Below are 19,850 nucleotides of genomic sequence, written 5' to 3'. Positions count from 1 at the left end.
GCTGAACCGAGAAAGAGGACAGCCTGTGAAAGCCCGATCCGATGAGCTACAGATCTTCGTCAACGTGATTGAGTGCGGCTCGATTTCGGCAGCGGCGGAGCAGGTCGGGCAGACGCCGTCGGCGGTCAGCCGCACCTTGTCGCGCCTGGAAGCCAAGCTCGACACCACGCTGATCAACCGCACCACGCGGCGCATGGACCTGACCGAGGAGGGCAAGTACTTCTTCGAACAGGCCAAGGTGATCCTGGCGCAGATGGATGATCTGGAGGAACGCTTGTCGTCGCGCCAGAAGAAACCGGCGGGGCGCTTGCGCATCAACGCCGCCGTGCCGTTCATGCTGCATGGGATCGTGCCGTACATCGCCGAATTTCGCGGGCTGTACCCAGAGATCCAGCTGGAGTTGAACAGTGATGACTTGATCATCGACCTGTTGGAGCAGAGCACCGACATTGCGATTCGCATCGGCGCGCTGGCCGATTCCACCCTGCATGCGCGGTCCCTGGGCTGCACCCCGCTGCATATCCTCGCCAGCCCCGCTTACCTCAAGCAGTACGGCACGCCGACGACGGTCGCCGAGTTGGCCGAGCACACCTTGCTCGGCTTCACCCAGACCGAGACGCTCAACCACTGGCCGTTGCGCCACGTGGCGGGTGACCGCTGGCTGATCGAGCCCGGCATTGCCGCGTCCAGCGGTGAAACCGTGCGCCAACTGGCGCTCGAAGGGCAGGGTATTGGCTGCCTGTCGAACTTCATGACCAGCGACGACATCGACGCCGGGCGCCTGGTGCCGCTGCTGGAAGCCTTCAACAGCGGTTATCGCCAGCCGATCCACGCGGTGTTTTACCGCAACTCGCAACTGGCCTTGCGCATCCAATGCTTCCTGGACTTCATCCAGGCCAAGCTGGCGCGGTACGCCTGCTGATTCGTGACCTGCGCGCAAGATTGAATTGGGCAACACGGTCTTATTCGCCAGGGATGGGGGCTTGATACTGGGCCCATCACTTACTCAGTCAGGAGAGACCTCCATGAACGTATTCGTTACCGGCGCCGCCGGATTTATCGGCGGCTCCATCGCCACCGGCCTGGTCAAGGCCGGCCACCATGTGACGGGCCTGGTGCGCAGCGCCGATCAAGCCGCCGAGATGACGGCCCTGGGCATCACCCCGGTCATCGGCACCCTGGATGACCGTGCGGTGTTGACCGAACAGGCCCGGCAGGCCGACGCGGTGATCAACGCCGCCAGCAGCGACCATCGCGCGGCGGTGGAAACGCTGTTGGCCGCCTTGAAAGGTTCGAACAAACCGTTCCTGCACACCAGTGGTTCGAGCATCGTCGGCGATGCATCGGGCGGCAAGGCCAGCGATGTCATCTACGTCGAAGACCACCTGCCGGAACCGACCGTCGACAAGGCCGCACGTGTCGCCATCGACAACCTGATCCTGGCGGCCGCCCAAGACGGGGTGAACTCGGCGGTGATCTGCAACACCCTGATCTACGGCCACAGCCTGGGCGTGAAGCGCGACAGCGTGCAACTGCCGCGCTTGCTCAAGCAGGCGCGCAAGAGCGGGGTGGTGCGCCATGTCGGTACGGGGCAGAACATCTGGTCCAATGTGCATATCGAGGACGTGGTCGCGCTCTATCTGCTGGCGCTGGAGAAGAATGTGCCGGGCACGTTCTACTTCGTGGAAAGCGGTGAAGCGGCGTTCATCGACATGACCACCGCCATCGCCGAAGCCCTGAACCTGGGCAAGCCGCAGGACTGGCCGTTGGCCGCCGCAGAAGCCGAATGGGGCTATGAAATGGCCAACTACGGCCTGGGTTCCAACAGCCGGGTGCGCGGCAAGCATGCCCGTGAATTGTTGGGGTGGGCGCCCAAGCGCACGTCGGTGGTGGAGTGGATTCGCCACGAAATGGTCTGATGTCGGCGTGAGACCGTGGTGCATCCTTCGCGGGCAAGCCCACTCCCACATTTGACGGTGTTCACACCTCGATAACGGGTGCACCGATCAAACCATGGGAGTGGGCTTGCCCGCGAACGGGGCATCCCGGTCAATCTGCCCTGACGCTTCACTGGCCCCACCGCCCGCATTTCCGTACCATTCCCCGCCTTATTCCCCGCAATGCCCGGTACCTCATGAACCTCACCCGTCTTCGCGCCGACGCCCTGGCCGGCCTCACCACGTCTTTTGCCTTGCTGCCCGAGTGCATCGCCTTTGCCCTGGTGGCACACCTCAACCCGCTGATGGGGCTCTACGGCGCGTTCATCATCTGCACCCTCACGGCATTGTTCGGCGGGCGGCCGGGGATGGTCTCTGGCGCCGCAGGGTCGATGGCGGTGGTGATCGTCGCGCTGGTGGTGCAACACGGCGTGGAGTATTTGCTCGCGACGGTGCTGCTGGGCGGGCTGATCATGCTGGTCTTCGGCCTGCTGCGCCTGGGCAAGCTGGTGCGGATGGTGCCGCACCCGGTGATGCTGGGGTTCGTCAACGGCCTGGCGATCATCATTGCCTTGGCGCAGTTGGAGCATTTCAAGAGCGGTGATACCTGGCTCAGCGGCACGCCGCTGTATGTGATGAGCGGCCTGGTGCTGGTGACCATGGCCATTGTCTACCTGTTGCCGCGCCTGACCCGTGCCGTGCCGCCCGCCCTGGTGGCGATCCTCGGCGTGGGCCTGGCGGTGTACCTGCTGGGCTTGCCGACGCGCACGCTGGGCGACATGGCCCACATCGCCGGTGGCCTGCCGAGCTTCGCACTGCCGCAGATCCCCTGGAGCCTGGATACCCTCGGCATCATCGCGCCCTACGCGTTCCTGATGGCGATGGTAGGCCTGCTGGAAACCCTGTTGACCCTCAACCTCACCGACGAAATCACCGAGAGCCGCGGCTACCCCGACCGCGAAAGCATGGCCCTGGGCGCGGCGAATATGCTCTCGGGCCTGTTCGGCGGCATGGGCGGTTGCGCGATGATCGGGCAAACCGTGATCAACCTCAGCTCCGGCGGGCGCGGGCGTTTGTCCGGGGTCTTGGCTGGGGTGATGATCCTGTTGTTCATTCTGTTTCTGTCACCGCTGATCGAGCGCATCCCGCTGGCGGCGCTGGTCGGGGTGATGTTCGTGGTGTCGCAGCAGACCTTCGCCTGGGCGTCGCTGCGGGTGATCAACAAGGTGCCGCTCAATGACGTGCTGGTGATCATTGCGGTGACCGTGATCACCGTGTTCACCGACCTGGCCACGGCGGTGCTCTGCGGGATCGTGATCGCGGCGCTGAACTTCGCCTGGCAACAGGCGCGTGAACTGTACGCCGATGAATATCTGGAAGCGGACGGCAGCAAACTCTACCGCGTGCATGGCACGTTGTTCTTTGCCTCGACCACGCCGTTTTTGAATCAATTCGACCCGGCCAACGACCCGGCCGCGGTGACGCTGGATTGCCGCCACCTGAGCGTTGTCGACTACTCCGCGATTGCCGCGCTGATGACCTTGCGCGAGCGTTACAGCAAGGCCGGCAAGCATCTGCGCGTGCTGCATTTGTCCGAGCGCTGCAAGAAGCTGCTCAAGCGCGCCAAGGTCCATCACGACTGACCGCAACCCCTGTAGGAGCGAGCTTGCTCGCGAAAAACCCGAGAGCGCCACGTCTATCCAGGCAACACGCGTCATCGTTGACGATTTTCGCGAGCAAGCTCGCTCCTACGGGAGGGCGAGGGTTTTCATTCATTACGGCCCGACCAGGTCTTCCAGTTCCTGGGCGCGGGTCTGGGTCATGTCCAGTACACAGGCGGAGCCGTTGACCTGATCGATGCTGCCGCCGGTGGCACTGCCGGCAAAGGCGCAATTGGCATCGCGGTATTTGATCCACAGGCGCTGCACGTCCTGCAATTGCTGCTTGCGCGCGCCTTCCTGGGCGGCGAGGGCGGTCTGGTAGGCGGTGTTCAGGCGTTTGTCCTGCACCTTGGCCTGCTGGGTGTTGCACTTGACCATGTCCACGGTCGTGTTGGCGCTGTCCATGCATTTCTTCAGTGCGGCGTTGTCGGCGGCCGACGCGCTGCCGCACAGGGCGAGCAGCAGGGCGCAGGCGGTGAGAGAGGTGCGGGTCATGATCGAGTGTCCTGGATGTTCGTGGGGGCGCATTTTAAGACTCAAGCGTGCGCGTTGAGTTTCCGGTCTTTTCTGAATTTGATGTAAGAACACCCCCCGAATTTTCATGCGCGGCCGTTGGGCATGTCCCAACGCGACAGCGCTTATCTGTGGGCGAAAATTACTTTCATAAAAATTGAAAATGCTCCTCGGTAATGATTTATGAGTTTCACAACCAATTCGACGTGACCCTTTCCGAGGAGTACCGCATGGCCGCATCACCGGGCTTCGGGCTATTGGCATACGCCGCCATCGCCATCATTGCTTTGATCGTGCTGATTGCACGTTACCGACTCAACCCGTTTATCGTCATCACCCTGGTGTCCATCGGCCTGGCGCTGATGGCCGGGATGCCGGCGGACACCATCATGGGCTCTTACGAAGCGGGCGTCGGCAAAACCCTGGGGCATATCGCCCTGGTGGTCGCGCTGGGCACCATGCTCGGCAAGATGATGGCTGAATCCGGCGGCGCCGAGCAGGTGGCGCGCACGCTGATCAACCGGTTCGGCGAGCGCAACGCCCATTGGGCGATGGTGTGCATTGCGTTTCTGGTGGGGCTGCCGCTGTTTTTCGAGGTCGGTTTTGTGTTGCTGGTGCCGATCGCCTTTACCGTGGCGCGGCGTGTGGGGGTGTCGATCCTGATGGTCGGCTTGCCGATGGTTGCCGGCCTGTCGGTGGTGCATGCGCTGGTGCCGCCGCACCCGGCGGCGATGATGGCGGTGCTGGCGTATAACGCCTCGGTCGGGCAGACCGTGCTCTATGCGATTTTGATCGGCATTCCCACGGCGATCATCGCCGGCCCGCTGTACGCCAAGTTCATCGTGCCGCGCATTCACCTGCCGGCGGAAAACCCGCTGGAGCGCCAGTTCATCGAGCGCGAGCCACGCAGCCGTTTGCCGAGTTTCGCCCTGACCATGGGCACCATTCTGTTGCCGGTGGTGCTGATGATGATCGGCGGCTGGGCCAATCTGATTTCCACGCCCGGCAGCGGTTTCAACCAGTTCCTGTTGTTTATCGGCAACTCGGTGATCGCGCTGCTGGTGGCGACCCTGGTGAGTTTCTGGACCCTCGGCCTGGCGCAGGGTTTCAACCGCGAGTCGATCCTCAAGTTCACCAACGAATGCCTGGCGCCGACCGCGAGTATCACCTTGCTGGTGGGCGCGGGCGGCGGGTTGAACCGGATTCTGGTGGACGCCGGCGTGACCGACGAAATCCTTGGCCTGGCCCATGCGTTCAACCTGTCGCCACTGGTGATGGGCTGGTTGTTCGCCGCGTTGATGCGTATCGCCACCGGCTCGGCCACCGTGGCCATGACCACCGCTTCCGGGGTGGTTGCGCCGGTTGCGCTGGGCCTGGGTTATCCACACCCTGAATTGCTGGTGCTGGCGACCGGAGCGGGTTCGGTGATCTTTTCCCACGTCAACGACGGCGGCTTCTGGCTGATCAAGGAATACTTCAATATGACTGTGATCCAGACCTTCAAGACCTGGACCGTGTTGGAGACCCTGATTTCGCTGGTCGCCTTCGGTCTGACGTATGGTCTGTCCTGCGTCCTGTAACCCGGAGCCTCCATGGACATCCTCTACCAGATCCGCGCCCGCCAGGCGTCTTTCAGTGCCGGCGAAGGGCGTATCGCCAAGCTGATGCTCGATGACGTGGGCTTTGCCGCGTCGGCCAGCCTGGAGGCGTTGTCCCAACGCGCCGAGGTCAGCACCGCCACGTTGTCGCGGTTTGCGCGCAGCGTCGGGTGCCGGGATTTGCGCGACTTGCGCCTGCAACTGGCCCAGGCCAGTGGCGTGGGCAGCCGCTTCCTCGACCCGGCGGGCAAGCCTGAGCAGTCGGGGTTTCATCGGCAGATTCTCGGCGATATCGAAGCGACGTTGCGCCAGCACCTGTCGGGGTTCGATCAGGCCGGCTTCGTCGACGCAGTCAGCCTGCTGGGCAAGGCGCGCATGATCCACGCGTTCGGCATGGGCGGCCCGTCGAGCCTGTGCAGCGAGGAGTTGCAAGTTCGTCTGGTGCGCCTGGGCTATCCGATTGCCGCCTGCCATGACCCGGTGATGATGCGCGTCACGGCGGCGACGCTGGGCCCCGAGCAGGCGCTGATCGTCTGTTCGCTCAGCGGCCTCACCCCGGAGTTGCTGGACGTGGTGGCCCTGGCGCGCAACTACGACACGCCCATCGTCGCCATCACCCTGGCCGCTTCACCCCTGGCCGGGCTGGCGGATGTGGTGCTGGCGCTGCAACCGGCCGAAACCAGCTTCATCTACAAACCCACGGCGGCGCGCTACGGCATGCTGCTGGCCATCGACCTGCTCGCCACCGAGCTGGCGCTGGCCATGCCGGACGACAACCAGGAACGCCTGCGCCGCATCAAGCTGGCCCTCGACGACTATCGCGGTGGGCCCGACAGCCTGCCGCTGGGAGACTGATATGCAGTACGACACGCTGATCCGCCAGGCGCTGGTCATGGATGGCCGCAACGCGCCGGGGTATGTCGCCGATGTGGGGCTGCGCGACGGGCGTATCGAGGCGATCGGCGACTTGTCGGCCGCGCTGGCCACGCACGTGATCGACGCCCGAGGCCGGGTGTTGGCGCCGGGGTTTATCGATGTACACACCCACGATGACACGGTGGTGATCCGTCAGCCGCAGATGCTGCCCAAGCTCAGCCAGGGGGTGACCACGGTGATTGTCGGCAACTGCGGTATCAGCGCCTCGCCCGTGAGTTTGCGTGCTGAGCCGCCGGACCCGATGAACCTGCTGGGCCCGCGTGAAGCGTTCACCTATCCGCGTTTTGCCGATTACCGCGCCGCCGTGGAACGCGCCCAGCCGGCGGTCAACGTCGCGGCGCTGATCGGCCACACGGCGCTGCGCAGCAATCATATGGACGACCTGCATCGCAGCGCCACTTTCGATGAAATCGCCGCGATGCGCGTGCAGTTGCGCGAAAGCCTGGAGGATGGCGCCCTTGGCTTATCCACCGGCCTGGCCTACGCCAGCGCGTTCAATGCCGAGACCGATGAAGTGCTGCAACTGAGCGAAGAACTGACGGCGTTCGGCGCGGTGTACACCACCCATCTGCGCAGTGAGTTCGAGCCGGTGCTGGCGGCCATGGACGAGGCGTTTCTGATCGGTCGGCATGCTCAGGTGCCGGTGATCATTTCCCACCTCAAATGTGCCGGTGCGGGTAACTGGGGGCGTAGTCCGCAGCTGTTGGCGGCGCTGGAGCAGGCGGCGAAAACCCATCCGGTGGGGTGTGATTGTTATCCCTATGCGGCGAGTTCTTCGACCCTGGATCTCAAGCAAGTCACCGATGCATTTCGCATCACCATCACCTGGTCGACAGCGCACCCGGAAATGGGCGGGCGCGACTTGCAGGCGATCGCCGCCGAGTGGGATGTTTCGCTGATGGACGCGGCCCGTCGCCTGCAACCGGCGGGGGCGGTGTATTACGGCATGGACGAAGCGGATGTGCGCCGTATCCTCGCGCATCCGCTGTCGATGGTCGGGTCGGATGGGTTGCCCGAAGATCCGTTCCCGCATCCGCGCTTGTGGGGCGCGTTTCCACGGGTGTTGGGTCACTTCAGTCGGGACGTCGGGCTGTTCCCGCTGCACACGGCGGTGCATAAGATGACCGGCTTGTCGGCGGCGCGGTTCGGCTTGTCGGAGCGGGGCGAAATCCGTGTAGGGCACTGGGCCGACTTGGTGCTGTTCGATCCGCTGCGCGTGCGCGATGTGGCGGATTTCAAGGCGCCGCAGCAGGCGGCAGAAGGGATTGATGGCGTGTGGGTCAACGGCGTGTTGAGCTACAGCGACGGGCAGCCGAATGGTCAGCGGCCGGGGCGGTTCCTGGCGCGCAGTGGGGATTTGCGGGCTGGGTTTTCGACTCTATAGTGGGCGCTCTTACACACGGAGCGGTTGCCATGCACTTAGGAAAAGTCACCCCCATCCTGCGGATTTTCGACGAGGCCAAGGCGTTGGAGTTTTATGTCGACTTCCTTGGGTTCAAGGTCGATTGGCAACATCGCTTCGAGGCGAATTTTCCGTTGTACCTGCAGGTGTCGTTGGGTGAGTGCGTGCTGCATTTGTCCGAGCACCATGGCGATGCATCGCCGGGTGCGGCGGTGCGGATTCAGGCGCAGGGTGTAGACGCCTATCAGCAGCAATTGCAGGGCAAGGACTATCGTTTTGCCAAGCCAGGCGTTGAAGAAATGCCCTGGGGTTCGCGGGAGATGAGCATCCACGATCCGTTTGGCAATCGGCTGGTGTTTGTCGAGGAAGGCGAGGGCTGAGGGGTAAATCGCAGGCAATAAAAAACCGCCTTAGTAGGGCGGTTTTTTTGTGCAAACCCGGTTTGCGGCTGGGGTTGCGATCTCACAGGAAGCACTGACGTGTTGGCGATACTACTGCCGCTTCGGGGCTTTATGCAAGGCCTGACGATAGGTGGTCTTTCACTTGAGCCCCGCAAAAAACAGCAACAACTTTTAAGGGGAATTGGCCGTTGCTTGTCACACCTTGGCGTAGGGGACTGAGCTAGTATCGCCCTCGTTCTGCGTTCATCGTGAGGTAGGTTGGCTGGGTTCGCGCGCTAATTTTGGACCGACTGCCACGGGCTAGTAATCCGTGCCGGATTCATGCAAGAGGACCATAAACCCAGCCGCCTCACAGGAGCACTGACGTGCGTCCAAAGGCTCACATGTTCCGGTAAGTGCGCTGGAGGTAAGGCCCAACTCATGGAGGGCCGAGTATGTCTAAGTTTGCACGACGTGCGTGGAACCTCGTCATGAATGCCTTGCGTGTTTATCACGCATGGACATTCCTGCGAGACAGCTTCGATGACCGCTAAGGTCTGAGAAGTGGAGCCGCCCCGGTGCAGACCGAGGCGGCTTTTTGGTTTTTACACCCGGAAGTGGCTGACCATCTGCTGCAACTGGCTGCCCAAGCGCGCCAGTTCCACACTCGACTTGGCCGTCTCGTCACTCGCGGTGGCGGTCTGTTCCGACACGTCACGCACGTTGATGATGCTGCGGCTGATTTCTTCGGCCACGGCGCTTTGCTCTTCGGCTGCCGCTGCGATCTGCTGGTTCATCGACTGGATGTTCGACACCGTGCGGGTGATGTTTTCCAGGGATACGCCGGCCTTGCGCGTCAGTTCGACGCTGCTGTCGGTGAGGTTGCGGCTGTTGTTCATCACCACGGCCACCTGCTGGGTGCCGTTCTGCAAGCCGGCCACCAGGCCTTCGATTTCTTCGGTGGATTTCTGCGTGCGCTGGGCCAGGCCACGCACTTCGTCGGCGACGACGGCAAAGCCGCGACCGGCTTCACCGGCACGCGCCGCTTCAATCGCGGCGTTGAGCGCGAGCAGGTTGGTCTGCTCGGCCACGGCCTTGATCACGTCCATCACGCTGCCGATTTTGTTGCTCTCTTGTTGCAGATGGCTCATGGCGTCGGTGGAACGCGCCACTTCGGCGGCCAGGCGTTCGATCTGGGCGATGGCTTCGGCCACCACCTTGTCGCCTGCGCGGGCTTGGCCATCGGCATCGGCAGCGGCCCGGGAGGCTTGCTCGGCGTTGCGTGCGACTTCCTGCACGGTGGCGGTCATTTCGTGCATGGCGGTGGCGACTTGATCGGTTTCGATCTTCTGGCTGTTCACCCCGGCGCTGGTCTGCTCGGTCACGGCCGACAACTCTTCGGCGGCGCTGGCGATCTGGGTCACGCCGTCACGAATGCCGCTGATCAACTCGCGCAGGGTCGTGCCCATGCGCTGGATGCCTTGTTGCAGTACGCCCAGCTCATCGCGGCGGGTGACCTGGATATTGTGGCTCAGGTCGCCGGAGGCAATGCGTTCGACCACGGCCAGGGTTTCCTGGATCGGGCGTGTGATCTGGCGGGTGATCACCAGTGCCGCGACGATGCCGACCAGTAACGCGAGCAGCGTGCTGATCAATTGCAGGCTGCGGGCTTGGGCGCTTTCGGCGTCGCGGCGGGCGAGCTGGATGTCGTAGAGCTTATCGCTGATGGTGACGATATCCGCCCCTTGGGTGGTCATTTCGGCGCGCGCGGCGACGATATTGGCGTTAGCCGCCTTGTAGTTCTGCACTGCACTGCGATAGGCGCCGAGCGCGCTTTCCAGGGCGCTGAGCGCGACCTGTTGGCTGCCGCCGAACGCCGCGCCGAGGCCTTTCAAGCCGTTGATGGCTTTTTCGATCTGGGCGGCGGCGCGGGCTTCGGTGTCGGCGTTGACGTTGCCGGTGTAGCCGCGCACTTCGTAGCGGGCCAACTGGAACTCTTGTTTGGCATGAGTCACGGCCTGGTACTGGGTGAAGCGCTCGGGGTTGTCGGGCGTCTGCTGCACACTGCTGTCCAGTGCGTCGATCTGGGCGTTGGCGATGTCGGCCTTATCGCCCATGACCTGGCGCGCAGCATTGCCGGCACGGTAGGCCTCACGCATTTTGTTCAGCGATTGCTGATACGCCGTGATGACGGTTTTCTGCTCGTTGAGCAGTTTGACGTTGTCCGGGCTCTTGAAGCTGTCCAGGAGTTTTTGCTGCTGGGCGACGAAGGCATCCAGGCTGGTTTGTACGTTCTGCGCCACGCTTTCATCGCCGTTGGCCAGCATGTATTGCAGGCGCACGATGCGCAGCTTGGTCAGGGAGGCGTTGAGCTGGGTGATGTCGCTCATCCAGTTGCTACGGTCGATCAGGCCGCCGAGGCTGGTCCAGCCGGTCAGCGCCAGGATCGAGGTGAGGACAAGCACCAGGCCGAAGCCCAGGCCCAGTTTGAGGTTGACGCTGATGTTACCGAACCAGCTGTTCATCGAGTGCTCCGCAAAAATGATGTTTGTCTGCTGGACGGTGTTGTTGTTTGAGCCAGCCAAGGTGTTTAGGCCATATCGGCGGGCGCAGGGGAAACTGAAACGATTAATTAGTCCGCGCGATGTACGGGACCCTGCATCACCGAGCATCGGCGCCAGGCAGGCATGACGTGGGCGGGGCTCATTCCGCACGCGCATTCTGTGCTAGTCTGCTGGCCCTTTTAGTTCTGGGCGGTGCGGGAAAACCGTGTTTTCAGCGCTGCCCTACAGCGGAGCCTCTTCATGTCCGAAGTTAATCTGTCCACCGACGAAACCCGCGTCAGCTACGGTATCGGCCGTCAGTTGGGCGACCAACTGCGCGACAACCCGCCACCGGGCGTGAGCCTGGACGCAATCCTGGCCGGCCTGACCGACGCGTTCGCCGGCAAGCCAAGCCGTGTTGATCAAGAGCAAATGGCCGCGAGCTTCAAGGTCATCCGCGAAATCATGCAAGCCGAAGCGGCTGCCAAGGCGGAAGCGGCTGCAGGCGAGGGCCTGGCGTTCCTGGCGGAAAACGCCAAGCGTGACGGCATCACCACTCTGGCTTCCGGCCTGCAATTCGAAGTGCTGACTGCCGGTGAAGGCGCCAAGCCGACCCGTGAAGACCAAGTGCGTACTCACTACCACGGCACCCTGATCGACGGCACGGTGTTCGACAGCTCCTACGAGCGCGGCCAGCCTGCAGAATTCCCGGTTGGCGGCGTGATCGCCGGCTGGACCGAAGCCCTGCAACTGATGAATGCCGGCAGCAAATGGCGCCTGTTCGTGCCGAGCGAACTGGCTTACGGCGCTCAAGGCGTTGGCAGCATTCCGCCGCACAGCGTTCTGGTATTCGACGTCGAGCTGCTCGACGTTCTGTAAGACCTGCTTTTGATTACCTGTAGGAACGAGCTTGCTTGCGACAAACGTCAACGATGACGCGAGCATCCTGGATGAACGCGTTGCTTGTGCGTTCTTCGCGAGCAAGCTCGCTCCTACAGGGTTTTGCGCGGTCGCTCATGGGTGAAACTTGCCATTGAGTTCCGTCGCCGGGCGCAATGCTCGGGCATAGCAGAACAGAAACAGGTTGCGCACCACTTCCTTCAGTACACCGGGTTCACTGGAACTCAGGCCATTCACGTCCAGGTCGCCCTGGTCCTGCAGTTCGTTCAGCGCTTCTTCCTCCAGCACCGCACAGACTTCCCCGGTTTCCCGATGGAGTATGCGCAGGTAAGGGTGTGGGCGGTCCAGCCAAGCATCTATCAAATAAGTCATGTCATTCTCCTTGATGGGTTTCAATGAGAATAATTCTTATTCGTAGAATAGCAAGTGCCTATTGGCGGTTTGCGGATTTTTCTGCGTGGGTCGTGCGAGGGATCAACAGCCAGGGCGAAACGCCATCCCGCGGCGGGCGCGGGATGGAAGCAGCAGGATCAGACCTTGCGGACGAACTCGGACTTGAGTTTCATCGGGCCGATACCGTCGATCTTGCAGTCGATATCGTGGTCGCCGTCGCACAGGCGGATGTTCTTGACCTTGGTGCCGACCTTGACCACCAGGGAGGTGCCCTTGACCTTGAGGTCTTTGATCACGGTGATGGTGTCGCCGTCCTGCAGGACGTTGCCTACAGAGTCTTTCTTCACGGTTTCATCGCTGGCCACTTCGGCCTCGCCAGTGGCGGACCACTCATGGGCGCATTCCGGGCAGATCAGTTGGGCGCCGTCTTCGTAGGTGAATTCGGAATTGCATTTCGGGCAGGGTGGCAACGTGCTCACTAAAGCTCCTTAAAGGTCAGGATGGCTAAAGTCGCACATTATATAGGGAATTGTAGGAAGACAGGGCGCGGTCTTGGATTGGTAATACAAACTAAATGTGGGAGGGGGCTTGCCCCCGATGGCGGTATTTCAGTCTAAGCATAAGTTGACTGATCCACCGCTATCGGGGGCAAGCCCCCTCCCACATTTGGTATTTCTAGTGCGTGCGCGCGACCGCGAACTCGCTCAGCTCGACCAGGGCGTCCCGGTATTCGCTGGCGGGGAGGGCGTCCAGGCACTTGATCGCACGGGCCACGTAGTCACGCGCCAAGTGGGCGGTGTAGTCCAGGGCGCCGGAGGCTTCCACGGCGGCGCGGATGCTTTCCAGGTCTTCGATCCCGCCTTTCTGGATCGCCTTGCGTACCAGGGCCGCCTGTTCCGGCGTGCCTTCGCGCATGGTGTAGATCAGCGGCAAGGTCGGCTTGCCCTCGGCCAGGTCGTCGCCGACGTTCTTGCCCAGGGTCTCGGCGTCGCCACGGTAGTCGAGCAGGTCGTCCACCAGTTGGAACGCCACGCCCAGGTGGTCGCCGAAGGTGCGCAGGGCTTCGGCCTGCTCGGCCGTGGCTTGGCACAGGGCGGCGGCGCTGTGGGTCGAGGCTTCGAAGAGCATCGCGGTTTTGCCGCGAATCACTTCCATGTAGGTTTCTTCGGTGGTGCTGGCGTCACGCACCTTCGACAACTGCAACACTTCGCCTTCGGCGATGATGCGCGTGGCCTGTGAAAGAATCTTCATCACCGGCATCGAGCCCAGTTCGACCATCATTTCGAACGAGCGCGAGTACAGGAAGTCGCCGACCAGCACGCTCGGGGCGTTGCCCCACATCGCGTTGGCGGTCTCGCGACCACGGCGCATGCCGGACATGTCGACCACGTCGTCATGCAGCAGGGTCGCGGTGTGCAGGAACTCGATGGTGGCGGCCAGCAGGCGCAGGTCATCGCCTTCGCGGCCCAGGGCCTTGCCGCACAGCAACACTAATAAAGGACGCAGGCGTTTACCGCCCGCCGACGTAATGTAGTCGCCAATTTTGGAGACCAGCGGCACTTTAGACGTCAGCTGCTGCTTGATGATGCCGTCGACGGCGCTAAAATCGTCCGCGACCGCGCGGTAGAAAGCTTGGGGTTGCATCAGCGACAGTCGCTCCAGAAGGGTTGCGCGGCATGCTAGGACCCTGACCCCGCAGTGTCAAGGCGCGATAGACGGCCTCTTGCAACGTATCCGCGCCTTGCGTACAATCGCGCACCCTGAACTTCCTGGGCAGCACCTGCCTTACGCAATTGCATTCGGGACGTCCATCCCATGCAGCCATGCCAGCCAATACCTCTTCTTATAAAGCGCTGGGTGAGCAGGATTATCGGAGAAATACCATGTCGTACGCAGTAATTGTTACTGGTGGCAAGCAATACAAGGTCGCCCCAGGTGAATACCTGAAGATCGAAAAACTGGAACTCGCTACCGGCGACTCCGTGACTTTTGATCGCGTTCTGTTGGTCGCCAATGGCGATGACGTGAACATTGGCGCTCCAGTTGTTGCTGGCGCTACCGTTGTGGCTGAAGTGATCTCCCAAGGTCGTCACGATAAAGTCCGCATCATCAAGTTCCGTCGTCGTAAGCACCACATGAAGCGTATGGGCCACCGCCAGTGGTACACCGAGATCAAAATCACCGGTATTCAGGCTTAATTTCAGCCTAATTCCTCACTAGGAGAATTGACTCATGGCACACAAAAAAGCTGGTGGTAGTACCCGTAACGGTCGCGACTCAGAAGCCAAACGCCTTGGCGTGAAGATGTATGGCGGCCAGGTTATCATTCCGGGCAACATCATCGTGCGTCAGCGCGGCACCCAATTCCACGCCGGTTACGGTGTTGGCATGGGTAAAGATCACACTCTGTTCGCTAAAATCGACGGCGTGATCAAGTTCGAAGTAAAAGGCGCCTTCGGTCGCCGTTACGTGAGCATCGTCCCGAAGACTGACGTCGTCGCGGCATAATTACGTAGTTGCTGGAAAAGCCCTGTCTCGCGACGGGGCTTTTTCGTTTGTGGAGTGAGTCTCTTGCAAAGCTGTTTGTAATGAGCTCAAGCGCTGGATTCGCGGTCGTTGATTGAGGTCGCTGCGCTCATTTTTGCAAGAGTCTTATGTCTTGGTTTCTTAAGCTCGTCCGTGCGGCGAGAGGCGTTTTGTTATGAAGTTCGTTGATGAAGTTTCCATCCGAGTAAAAGCAGGCGACGGCGGTAACGGTTGCATGAGTTTCCGTCGCGAAAAATTCATCGAAAACGGTGGCCCCAACGGCGGTGACGGCGGTGACGGCGGTTCCATCTACATGATGGCCGACGAAAACCTCAACACCCTGGTGGACTACCGTTACACCCGGCACTTCGATGCCGAGCGTGGTTCCAACGGCGGCAGCACCGATTGCACCGGTAAAAAAGGTGAAGACATGGTGCTGCGCGTACCGGTCGGCACCACGATCATCGACTCCGCGACCCAGGAAGTGATCGGCGACCTGACCAAGGCCGGCCAGAAGCTGATGGTTGTGCAGGGCGGCTGGCACGGTCTGGGTAACACCCGTTTCAAGTCCAGTACCAACCGTGCGCCACGCCAGACCACGCCAGGCAAGCCGGGCGAGCAGCGTGACCTCAAGCTGGAAATGAAAGTACTGGCCGACGTGGGCCTGTTGGGCCTGCCGAACGCCGGCAAAAGTACCTTCATCCGCTCGGTCTCGGCCGCCAAGCCGAAAGTCGCCGACTACCCGTTCACCACCCTGGTGCCAAACCTGGGCGTGGTCAGCGTCGACCGTTGGAAAAGCTTCGTGATCGCCGACATTCCCGGCCTGATCGAAGGGGCTTCCGAAGGTGCGGGCCTGGGTATCCGTTTCCTCAAGCACTTGTCGCGTACCCGTTTGCTGCTGCACCTCGTCGACATGGCGCCGCTGGATGACACCAGCGCACCGGACGCCGCCGAAGTGATCGTCAACGAACTGACCAAGTTCAGCCCGTCCCTGGCTGAGCGTGATCGCTGGCTGGTGCTGAACAAGTGCGACCAGATCCTCGAGGAAGAGCACGAGGAGCGCGTCAAGGAAATCGTCGATCGCCTGGAGTGGACCGGTCCGGTCTACGTGATCTCGGCCATCGCCAAAGAAGGCACCGAGCGCCTGACCCGCGACATCATGCGTTACCTGGAAGACCGCGCCGACCGCCTGGCGGCCGACCCGGTGTTCAAGGCCGAACTCGCCGAGCTCGACCAGCGCATCGAAGACGAAGCCCGCGCCCAGCTGCAAGCCCTGGACGACCAGCGTGCCTTGCGCCGCAGCGGCGTGAAGTCGGTCCATGACATCGGCGACGATGATTGGGACGAAGAAGACGTGGATGATGAAGACGGTCCGGAAATCATTTACGTGCGCGACTGATTCGTTGCAGTAAACTTAAGCGCCGCTCACTCGAGCGGCGTTTTGGTATCTGGGGATACCTGCAGTCACGAATGTAGTCACGAATAACGTTATGGGCGGCGCTGGGTCGCGTCCCGCCCTCTAACTAAGGTTGAAGATGATGCGGAGCAAAGTGACAGGTGCGCAGCGCTGGGTCGTAAAGATCGGAAGTGCGTTGCTGACGGCGGATGGCAAAGGGCTGGATCGCGCAGCCATGAGCGTGTGGGTCGAGCAGATGGTGGCCTTGCATGAGGCCGGCGTCGAGTTGGTGCTGGTCTCGTCCGGAGCGGTTGCCGCCGGGATGAGCCGCCTCGGCTGGACCGCGCGACCCAGCGCGATGCATGAACTGCAAGCCGCTGCCGCCATTGGTCAGATGGGCCTGGTGCAAGCCTGGGAATCCAGCTTCGCCGAGCACGGCCTTCACACCGCGCAGATCCTGCTGACCCACGACGACCTGTCCGACCGCAAGCGCTACCTCAACGCCCGCAGTACGTTGCGCGCGCTGGTGGAGCTCAAGGCGATCCCGGTGATCAACGAAAACGACACGGTGGTCACCGACGAAATCCGTTTCGGCGACAACGACACCCTGGCCGCTCTGGTGGCCAACCTGGTGGAAGCCGACCTGTTGGTGATCCTCACCGACCGTGACGGTATGTTCGACGCCGACCCGCGCACCAACCCCGACGCCAAATTGATCTACGAAGCCCGCGCCGATGACCCCGCGCTGGACGCCGTGGCCGGCAGCGTCGGCGGCGCGCTGGGCCGTGGCGGCATGCAGACCAAGCTGCGTGCGGCGCGCCTGGCGGCGCGTTCCGGTGCCCACACGATCATCGTCGGCGGGCGCCTGGAGCGCGTGCTCGACCGCCTCAAGGCCGGTGAGCGCATCGGTACGCTGCTGTCGCCGGAACGCGGCATGCTGGCCGCGCGCAAGCAGTGGCTGGCCGGGCATTTGCAGACCCGCGGCACCCTGGTGCTCGACGATGGTGCCGTGGCGGCGTTGTCCCTGGGTCACAAGAGCCTGCTGCCGGTGGGCGTCAAGTTGGTGCAGGGCAGCTTCCGCCGTGGCGAGATGGTGGTGTGCGTGGCGCCGGACGGTCGTGAGATCGCCCGCGGCCTGGCCAACTACAGCGCGTTGGAAGCGCAGAAAATCATCGGGCAGTCGTCTGAGGCGATTGTCGGTCTGTTGGGTTACATGGCGGAACCGGAACTGGTCCACCGCGACAACCTGATTCTGGTTTAAACGAAAGGAATACACGATGCGTGTGATGAAGGGATTGCTCGGCCTGCTGTTGGCCATGCCGTTGCTGGCGTCGGCCGAAGAGATCGGCCAGGTGTCGACGGTGTTCAAGTTTGTCGGCCCCAACGACCGGATCGTGGTCGAAGCCTTCGACGACCCCAAGGTCGATGGCGTGACCTGCTACCTGTCCCGTGCCAAGACCGGCGGCGTCAAAGGCGGCCTGGGCCTGGCCGAAGACCGCTCCGAGGCGTCGATTGCCTGTCGCCAGGTCGGGCCGATCCGCTTCAAGGGAGAACTCAAGGATGGCGACGAAGTGTTCAAGGAACGCACGTCGCTGGTGTTCAAGACCATGCAGGTGGTGCGCTTCCTCGACAAGAAGCGCAATACCCTGGTGTACCTGGTCTACAGCGACCGCCTGATCGAAGGCAGCCCGCAGAACGCCGTTACCGCGATTCCGATTTTGCCGTGGCCGACCGCGCAGTGATCCGCAGGCGAGTTTTGTAATCGGCGTCTATGATTGCAGGCTTGCGGGTTGTAATCTCGAAGAGCCGCAATGCAAAGAACATGGGATATCTGGAGTTCGTCATGAGTGCTTTCCACGACCTGAAACTCAAAGCGTTGGACGGACAAGAGCTGCCACTGGCGCCCTTCAAGGGCAAAGTTGTGCTGGTGGTCAACGTGGCCTCCAAATGTGGCTTGACCCCGCAATACGCGGCGTTGGAAAACCTCTATCAGCAGTACAAGGACCAGGGGTTTACCGTACTCGGCCTGCCCTGCAACCAGTTTGCGGGCCAGGAACCGGGGACCGAGAAAGACATCCAGGAATTCTGCAGCCTCAATTACGGGGTGAGCTTTCCGCTGGGCAGTAAACTCGATGTGAACGGCCCTGAGCGTCACCAGTTGTACCGCTTATTGGCGGGCGAGGGCGCCGAGTTCCCCGGGGACATCACCTGGAACTTCGAGAAATTTCTGCTGGGCAAAGACGGGCGGGTGCTTGCGCGTTTCTCGCCGCGAACGGCACCGGATGATCCGGCCGTCGTCCAGGCCATCGAAAAAGCCCTGAGCTGATCCCCTGACCTGTAGGCGTGAGCATGCTCGCGAAAAATCCAGGCGCACCGCGTTGATCCAGTATGAACGCGTTATCGTTGACGATTTTCGCGAGCCAGCTCGCTCCTACAGGTGTCCGGCATTTCTAAGCCTTAATCACCCTGATCAATAGTGCTACTCAGCACGCTGCACGCGCCATATTATCGGCATCATAAAAACCGTCTTTCGTGGAGTGTTGCCATGCCTGTCCAAGCCTTGTTCAAACCGTTCCACCTCGGAACGCTGCAACTGTCGAGTCGTGTGGTAATGGCGCCGATGACCCGTTCGTTTTCCCCGGGCGGCGTCCCCAATTCCAAAGTCATCGAGTACTACCGCCGCCGTGCTGCGGCGGGTGTGGGCCTGATCATCACCGAAGGCACCGTGGTCGATCACCCGGCGTCCAACGGCTATCCCAATGTCCCGCACTTCTATGGTGAAGCGGCGCTGGCGGGCTGGAAGAAAGTGGTCGATGCCGTGCATGCCGAAGGCGGCAAAATCGTCCCGCAGTTGTGGCATGTGGGCAGCGTGCGCCGCATCGGTACCGAGCCGGATGCCAGCGTACCGGCCTACGGACCGATGGAAAAACTCAAGGATGGCAACGTGGTTGTCCACGGCATGACCCATCAGGACATCAAGGACGTGATTGCCGCCTTCGCCCAGGCGGCCAGGGACGCCCAGCGCATCGGCATGGACGGCGTGGAGATCCACGGCGCCCATGGTTACCTGGTGGACCAGTTCTTCTGGGAAGGCAGCAACCAGCGCAGCGACGAATACGGCGGCAGCCTGGCCAACCGTTCGCGTTTTGCCATCGAACTGATCCAGGCCATCCGTGCCGCCGTCGGCCCGGATTTTCCGATCATCCTGCGTTTTTCCCAGTGGAAGCAGCAGGACTACACCGCGCGCCTGGTGCAAACCCCCGAGGCTTTGGGCGAGTTTCTCAAGCCGCTGTCCGACGCCGGCGTGGATATTTTCCACTGCTCCACCCGGCGCTTCTGGGAGCCGGAGTTCGAAGGTTCCAACCTCAACCTGGCCGGCTGGACCCGCCAGCTCACCGGCAAGCCGACCATCACTGTCGGCAGCGTCGGCCTGGATGGCGAGTTCCTGCAGTTTATGGTTAACACTGACAAGGTTGCGCAACCGGCCAGCCTGGAGAAGCTGCTGGAGCGTTTGAACAACGATGAGTTTGATCTGGTCGCCGTCGGCCGTGCCCTGCTGGTGGACCCGGATTGGGCGGTGAAGGTCCGCGAACACCGCGAGGGCGACATCCTGCCGTTCAGTCGTGAGGCGTTGACGACCCTGGTGTAACGGGCCGGGCTCCCGG

At 61.9% G+C, this 19,850-nt stretch carries 19 protein-coding genes and 2 pseudogenes; 15 read left to right on the top strand and 6 right to left on the bottom strand.

The features are described 5' to 3' along the window. The first annotated feature begins 25 nt into the window (after nt 1-25). From PverR02_RS26545 to PverR02_RS26535, 3 genes are all read left to right on the top strand, one after another. Nucleotides 26-922, top strand: coding sequence for a LysR family transcriptional regulator (locus tag PverR02_RS26545; protein WP_017847736.1), 897 nt, complete (start codon nt 26-28; stop codon nt 920-922). 103 nt (nt 923-1,025) lie between these two features. Continuing rightward, nucleotides 1,026-1,919, top strand: a complete 894-nt coding sequence (locus PverR02_RS26540) for an NAD-dependent epimerase/dehydratase family protein (protein WP_079444688.1) — start codon at nt 1,026-1,028, stop codon at nt 1,917-1,919. 215 nt (nt 1,920-2,134) lie between these two features. Continuing rightward, nucleotides 2,135-3,580, top strand: coding sequence for a SulP family inorganic anion transporter (locus PverR02_RS26535; RefSeq protein ID WP_079444687.1), 1,446 nt, complete (start codon nt 2,135-2,137; stop codon nt 3,578-3,580). A 132-nt stretch (nt 3,581-3,712) separates the two neighbouring features. On the opposite strand, the gene PverR02_RS26530 is transcribed toward PverR02_RS26535, so the two are convergent. Continuing rightward, on the bottom strand, nt 3,713-4,093 hold the full coding sequence (locus PverR02_RS26530; RefSeq protein WP_017847739.1) for a lysozyme inhibitor LprI family protein: 381 nt from the start codon (nt 4,091-4,093) through the stop codon (nt 3,713-3,715). Between the two features lie 248 nt (nt 4,094-4,341). Between PverR02_RS26530 and PverR02_RS26525 the strand changes: the two genes are divergently transcribed. The 4 genes from PverR02_RS26525 to PverR02_RS26510 are packed head-to-tail and all read left to right on the top strand — an operon-like array spanning nt 4,342 to nt 8,427. Then, complete coding sequence (locus PverR02_RS26525; RefSeq protein WP_227778730.1) at nt 4,342-5,691, top strand: GntT/GntP/DsdX family permease; 1,350 nt, start codon at nt 4,342-4,344, stop codon at nt 5,689-5,691. Nucleotides 5,692-5,703: 12 nt separating this feature from the next. Then, nucleotides 5,704-6,564 carry a MurR/RpiR family transcriptional regulator gene (locus PverR02_RS26520; RefSeq protein WP_046488199.1) on the top strand — a complete coding sequence of 287 codons (861 nt, stop codon included), beginning with the start codon at nt 5,704-5,706 and terminating at the stop codon, nt 6,562-6,564. Between the two features lies 1 nt (nt 6,565). Then, on the top strand, nt 6,566-8,029 hold the full coding sequence (locus PverR02_RS26515) for an N-acyl-D-amino-acid deacylase family protein (protein ID WP_079444685.1): 1,464 nt from the start codon (nt 6,566-6,568) through the stop codon (nt 8,027-8,029). A 29-nt stretch (nt 8,030-8,058) separates the two neighbouring features. Beyond that, a complete protein-coding gene (locus PverR02_RS26510; RefSeq protein ID WP_017847743.1) occupies nt 8,059-8,427 on the top strand; it encodes a glyoxalase superfamily protein in 369 nt (122 codons plus the stop codon). A gap of 605 nt (nt 8,428-9,032) precedes the next feature. On the opposite strand, the pseudogene PverR02_RS33210 reads toward PverR02_RS26510, so the two are convergent. Together PverR02_RS33210 and PverR02_RS33205 are read right to left on the bottom strand one after the other, a co-directional pair. Next, nucleotides 9,033-9,629, bottom strand: a pseudogene (locus PverR02_RS33210) (methyl-accepting chemotaxis protein); the annotation flags it as partial. 258 nt (nt 9,630-9,887) lie between these two features. Next, a pseudogene (locus PverR02_RS33205) lies at nt 9,888-10,952 on the bottom strand (methyl-accepting chemotaxis protein); the annotation flags it as partial. A 279-nt stretch (nt 10,953-11,231) separates the two neighbouring features. Here PverR02_RS33205 and PverR02_RS26500 point away from each other — a divergent pair. Next, nucleotides 11,232-11,849: an FKBP-type peptidyl-prolyl cis-trans isomerase gene (locus tag PverR02_RS26500; RefSeq protein WP_017847745.1), complete on the top strand. Its 618-nt coding sequence runs from the start codon at nt 11,232-11,234 to the stop codon at nt 11,847-11,849. 135 nt (nt 11,850-11,984) lie between these two features. On the opposite strand, the gene PverR02_RS26495 is transcribed toward PverR02_RS26500, so the two are convergent. The 3 genes from PverR02_RS26495 to PverR02_RS26485 all read right to left on the bottom strand — a co-directional run bounded on the left by PverR02_RS26495 (nt 11,985) and on the right by PverR02_RS26485 (nt 13,907). Next, a complete protein-coding gene (locus PverR02_RS26495; RefSeq protein ID WP_003194088.1) occupies nt 11,985-12,242 on the bottom strand; it encodes a PA4570 family protein in 258 nt (85 codons plus the stop codon). A 158-nt stretch (nt 12,243-12,400) separates the two neighbouring features. Further along, a complete protein-coding gene (locus PverR02_RS26490; protein ID WP_017847746.1) occupies nt 12,401-12,742 on the bottom strand; it encodes a zinc ribbon domain-containing protein YjdM in 342 nt (113 codons plus the stop codon). A 196-nt stretch (nt 12,743-12,938) separates the two neighbouring features. After that, nucleotides 12,939-13,907 carry a polyprenyl synthetase family protein gene (locus PverR02_RS26485; RefSeq protein ID WP_017847747.1) on the bottom strand — a complete coding sequence of 323 codons (969 nt, stop codon included), beginning with the start codon at nt 13,905-13,907 and terminating at the stop codon, nt 12,939-12,941. A gap of 239 nt (nt 13,908-14,146) precedes the next feature. Between PverR02_RS26485 and rplU the strand changes: the two genes are divergently transcribed. From rplU to PverR02_RS26450, 7 genes are all read left to right on the top strand, one after another. Further along, the gene (rplU, locus tag PverR02_RS26480) at nt 14,147-14,461 is read left to right on the top strand and encodes a 50S ribosomal protein L21 (RefSeq protein WP_017847748.1); all 315 of its coding nucleotides are present in this window, start codon (nt 14,147-14,149) and stop codon (nt 14,459-14,461) included. Nucleotides 14,462-14,495: 34 nt separating this feature from the next. Next, the gene (gene rpmA, locus PverR02_RS26475; RefSeq protein ID WP_007901871.1) at nt 14,496-14,771 is read left to right on the top strand and encodes a 50S ribosomal protein L27; all 276 of its coding nucleotides are present in this window, start codon (nt 14,496-14,498) and stop codon (nt 14,769-14,771) included. A gap of 193 nt (nt 14,772-14,964) precedes the next feature. Then, complete coding sequence (gene cgtA / locus PverR02_RS26470; protein ID WP_017847749.1) at nt 14,965-16,188, top strand: Obg family GTPase CgtA; 1,224 nt, start codon at nt 14,965-14,967, stop codon at nt 16,186-16,188. 139 nt (nt 16,189-16,327) lie between these two features. Then, a complete protein-coding gene (proB, locus tag PverR02_RS26465) occupies nt 16,328-17,446 on the top strand; it encodes a glutamate 5-kinase (protein WP_057005288.1) in 1,119 nt (372 codons plus the stop codon). Nucleotides 17,447-17,462: 16 nt separating this feature from the next. Next, nucleotides 17,463-17,927, top strand: a complete 465-nt coding sequence (locus PverR02_RS26460) for a CreA family protein (protein WP_017847751.1) — start codon at nt 17,463-17,465, stop codon at nt 17,925-17,927. Nucleotides 17,928-18,028: 101 nt separating this feature from the next. Next, nucleotides 18,029-18,511 (top strand): glutathione peroxidase, encoded by a 483-nt coding sequence (locus PverR02_RS26455; RefSeq protein WP_017847752.1) that lies wholly within the window; start codon nt 18,029-18,031, stop codon nt 18,509-18,511. A 219-nt stretch (nt 18,512-18,730) separates the two neighbouring features. Further along, nucleotides 18,731-19,834, top strand: a complete 1,104-nt coding sequence (locus PverR02_RS26450; protein ID WP_017847753.1) for an NADH:flavin oxidoreductase — start codon at nt 18,731-18,733, stop codon at nt 19,832-19,834. Nucleotides 19,835-19,850 lie beyond the last annotated feature (16 nt).

It is taken from the genome of Pseudomonas veronii, assembly GCF_002028325.1.
Taxonomy (GTDB): Bacteria; Pseudomonadota; Gammaproteobacteria; order Pseudomonadales; family Pseudomonadaceae; genus Aquipseudomonas; species Aquipseudomonas veronii.
The sequence above is the reverse complement of the archived record's forward strand: the minus strand, read 5'-3'. Positions and strand labels throughout refer to the sequence as shown.

What these genes read in the sequence shown, in the direction of transcription:
- PverR02_RS26520 (WP_046488199.1), top strand. Translation starts at nt 5,704, where the DNA reads ATGGACATCCTCTACCAGATCCGCGCCCGCCAGGCGTCTTTCAGTGCC.
- PverR02_RS26500 (WP_017847745.1), top strand. Translation starts at nt 11,232, where the DNA reads ATGTCCGAAGTTAATCTGTCCACCGACGAAACCCGCGTCAGCTACGGT.
- rplU (WP_017847748.1), top strand. Translation starts at nt 14,147, where the DNA reads ATGTCGTACGCAGTAATTGTTACTGGTGGCAAGCAATACAAGGTCGCC.
- PverR02_RS26460 (WP_017847751.1), top strand. Translation starts at nt 17,463, where the DNA reads ATGCGTGTGATGAAGGGATTGCTCGGCCTGCTGTTGGCCATGCCGTTG.
- PverR02_RS26530 (WP_017847739.1), bottom strand. Translation starts at nt 4,093, where the DNA reads ATGACCCGCACCTCTCTCACCGCCTGCGCCCTGCTGCTCGCCCTGTGC.
- PverR02_RS26510 (WP_017847743.1), top strand. Translation starts at nt 8,059, where the DNA reads ATGCACTTAGGAAAAGTCACCCCCATCCTGCGGATTTTCGACGAGGCC.
- proB (WP_057005288.1), top strand. Translation starts at nt 16,328, where the DNA reads ATGCGGAGCAAAGTGACAGGTGCGCAGCGCTGGGTCGTAAAGATCGGA.
- PverR02_RS26540 (WP_079444688.1), top strand. Translation starts at nt 1,026, where the DNA reads ATGAACGTATTCGTTACCGGCGCCGCCGGATTTATCGGCGGCTCCATC.
- PverR02_RS26515 (WP_079444685.1), top strand. Translation starts at nt 6,566, where the DNA reads ATGCAGTACGACACGCTGATCCGCCAGGCGCTGGTCATGGATGGCCGC.
- PverR02_RS26450 (WP_017847753.1), top strand. Translation starts at nt 18,731, where the DNA reads ATGCCTGTCCAAGCCTTGTTCAAACCGTTCCACCTCGGAACGCTGCAA.
- PverR02_RS26535 (WP_079444687.1), top strand. Translation starts at nt 2,135, where the DNA reads ATGAACCTCACCCGTCTTCGCGCCGACGCCCTGGCCGGCCTCACCACG.
- PverR02_RS26525 (WP_227778730.1), top strand. Translation starts at nt 4,342, where the DNA reads ATGGCCGCATCACCGGGCTTCGGGCTATTGGCATACGCCGCCATCGCC.
- PverR02_RS26495 (WP_003194088.1), bottom strand. Translation starts at nt 12,242, where the DNA reads ATGACTTATTTGATAGATGCTTGGCTGGACCGCCCACACCCTTACCTG.
- PverR02_RS26485 (WP_017847747.1), bottom strand. Translation starts at nt 13,907, where the DNA reads ATGCAACCCCAAGCTTTCTACCGCGCGGTCGCGGACGATTTTAGCGCC.
- cgtA (WP_017847749.1), top strand. Translation starts at nt 14,965, where the DNA reads ATGAAGTTCGTTGATGAAGTTTCCATCCGAGTAAAAGCAGGCGACGGC.
- PverR02_RS26455 (WP_017847752.1), top strand. Translation starts at nt 18,029, where the DNA reads ATGAGTGCTTTCCACGACCTGAAACTCAAAGCGTTGGACGGACAAGAG.
- rpmA (WP_007901871.1), top strand. Translation starts at nt 14,496, where the DNA reads ATGGCACACAAAAAAGCTGGTGGTAGTACCCGTAACGGTCGCGACTCA.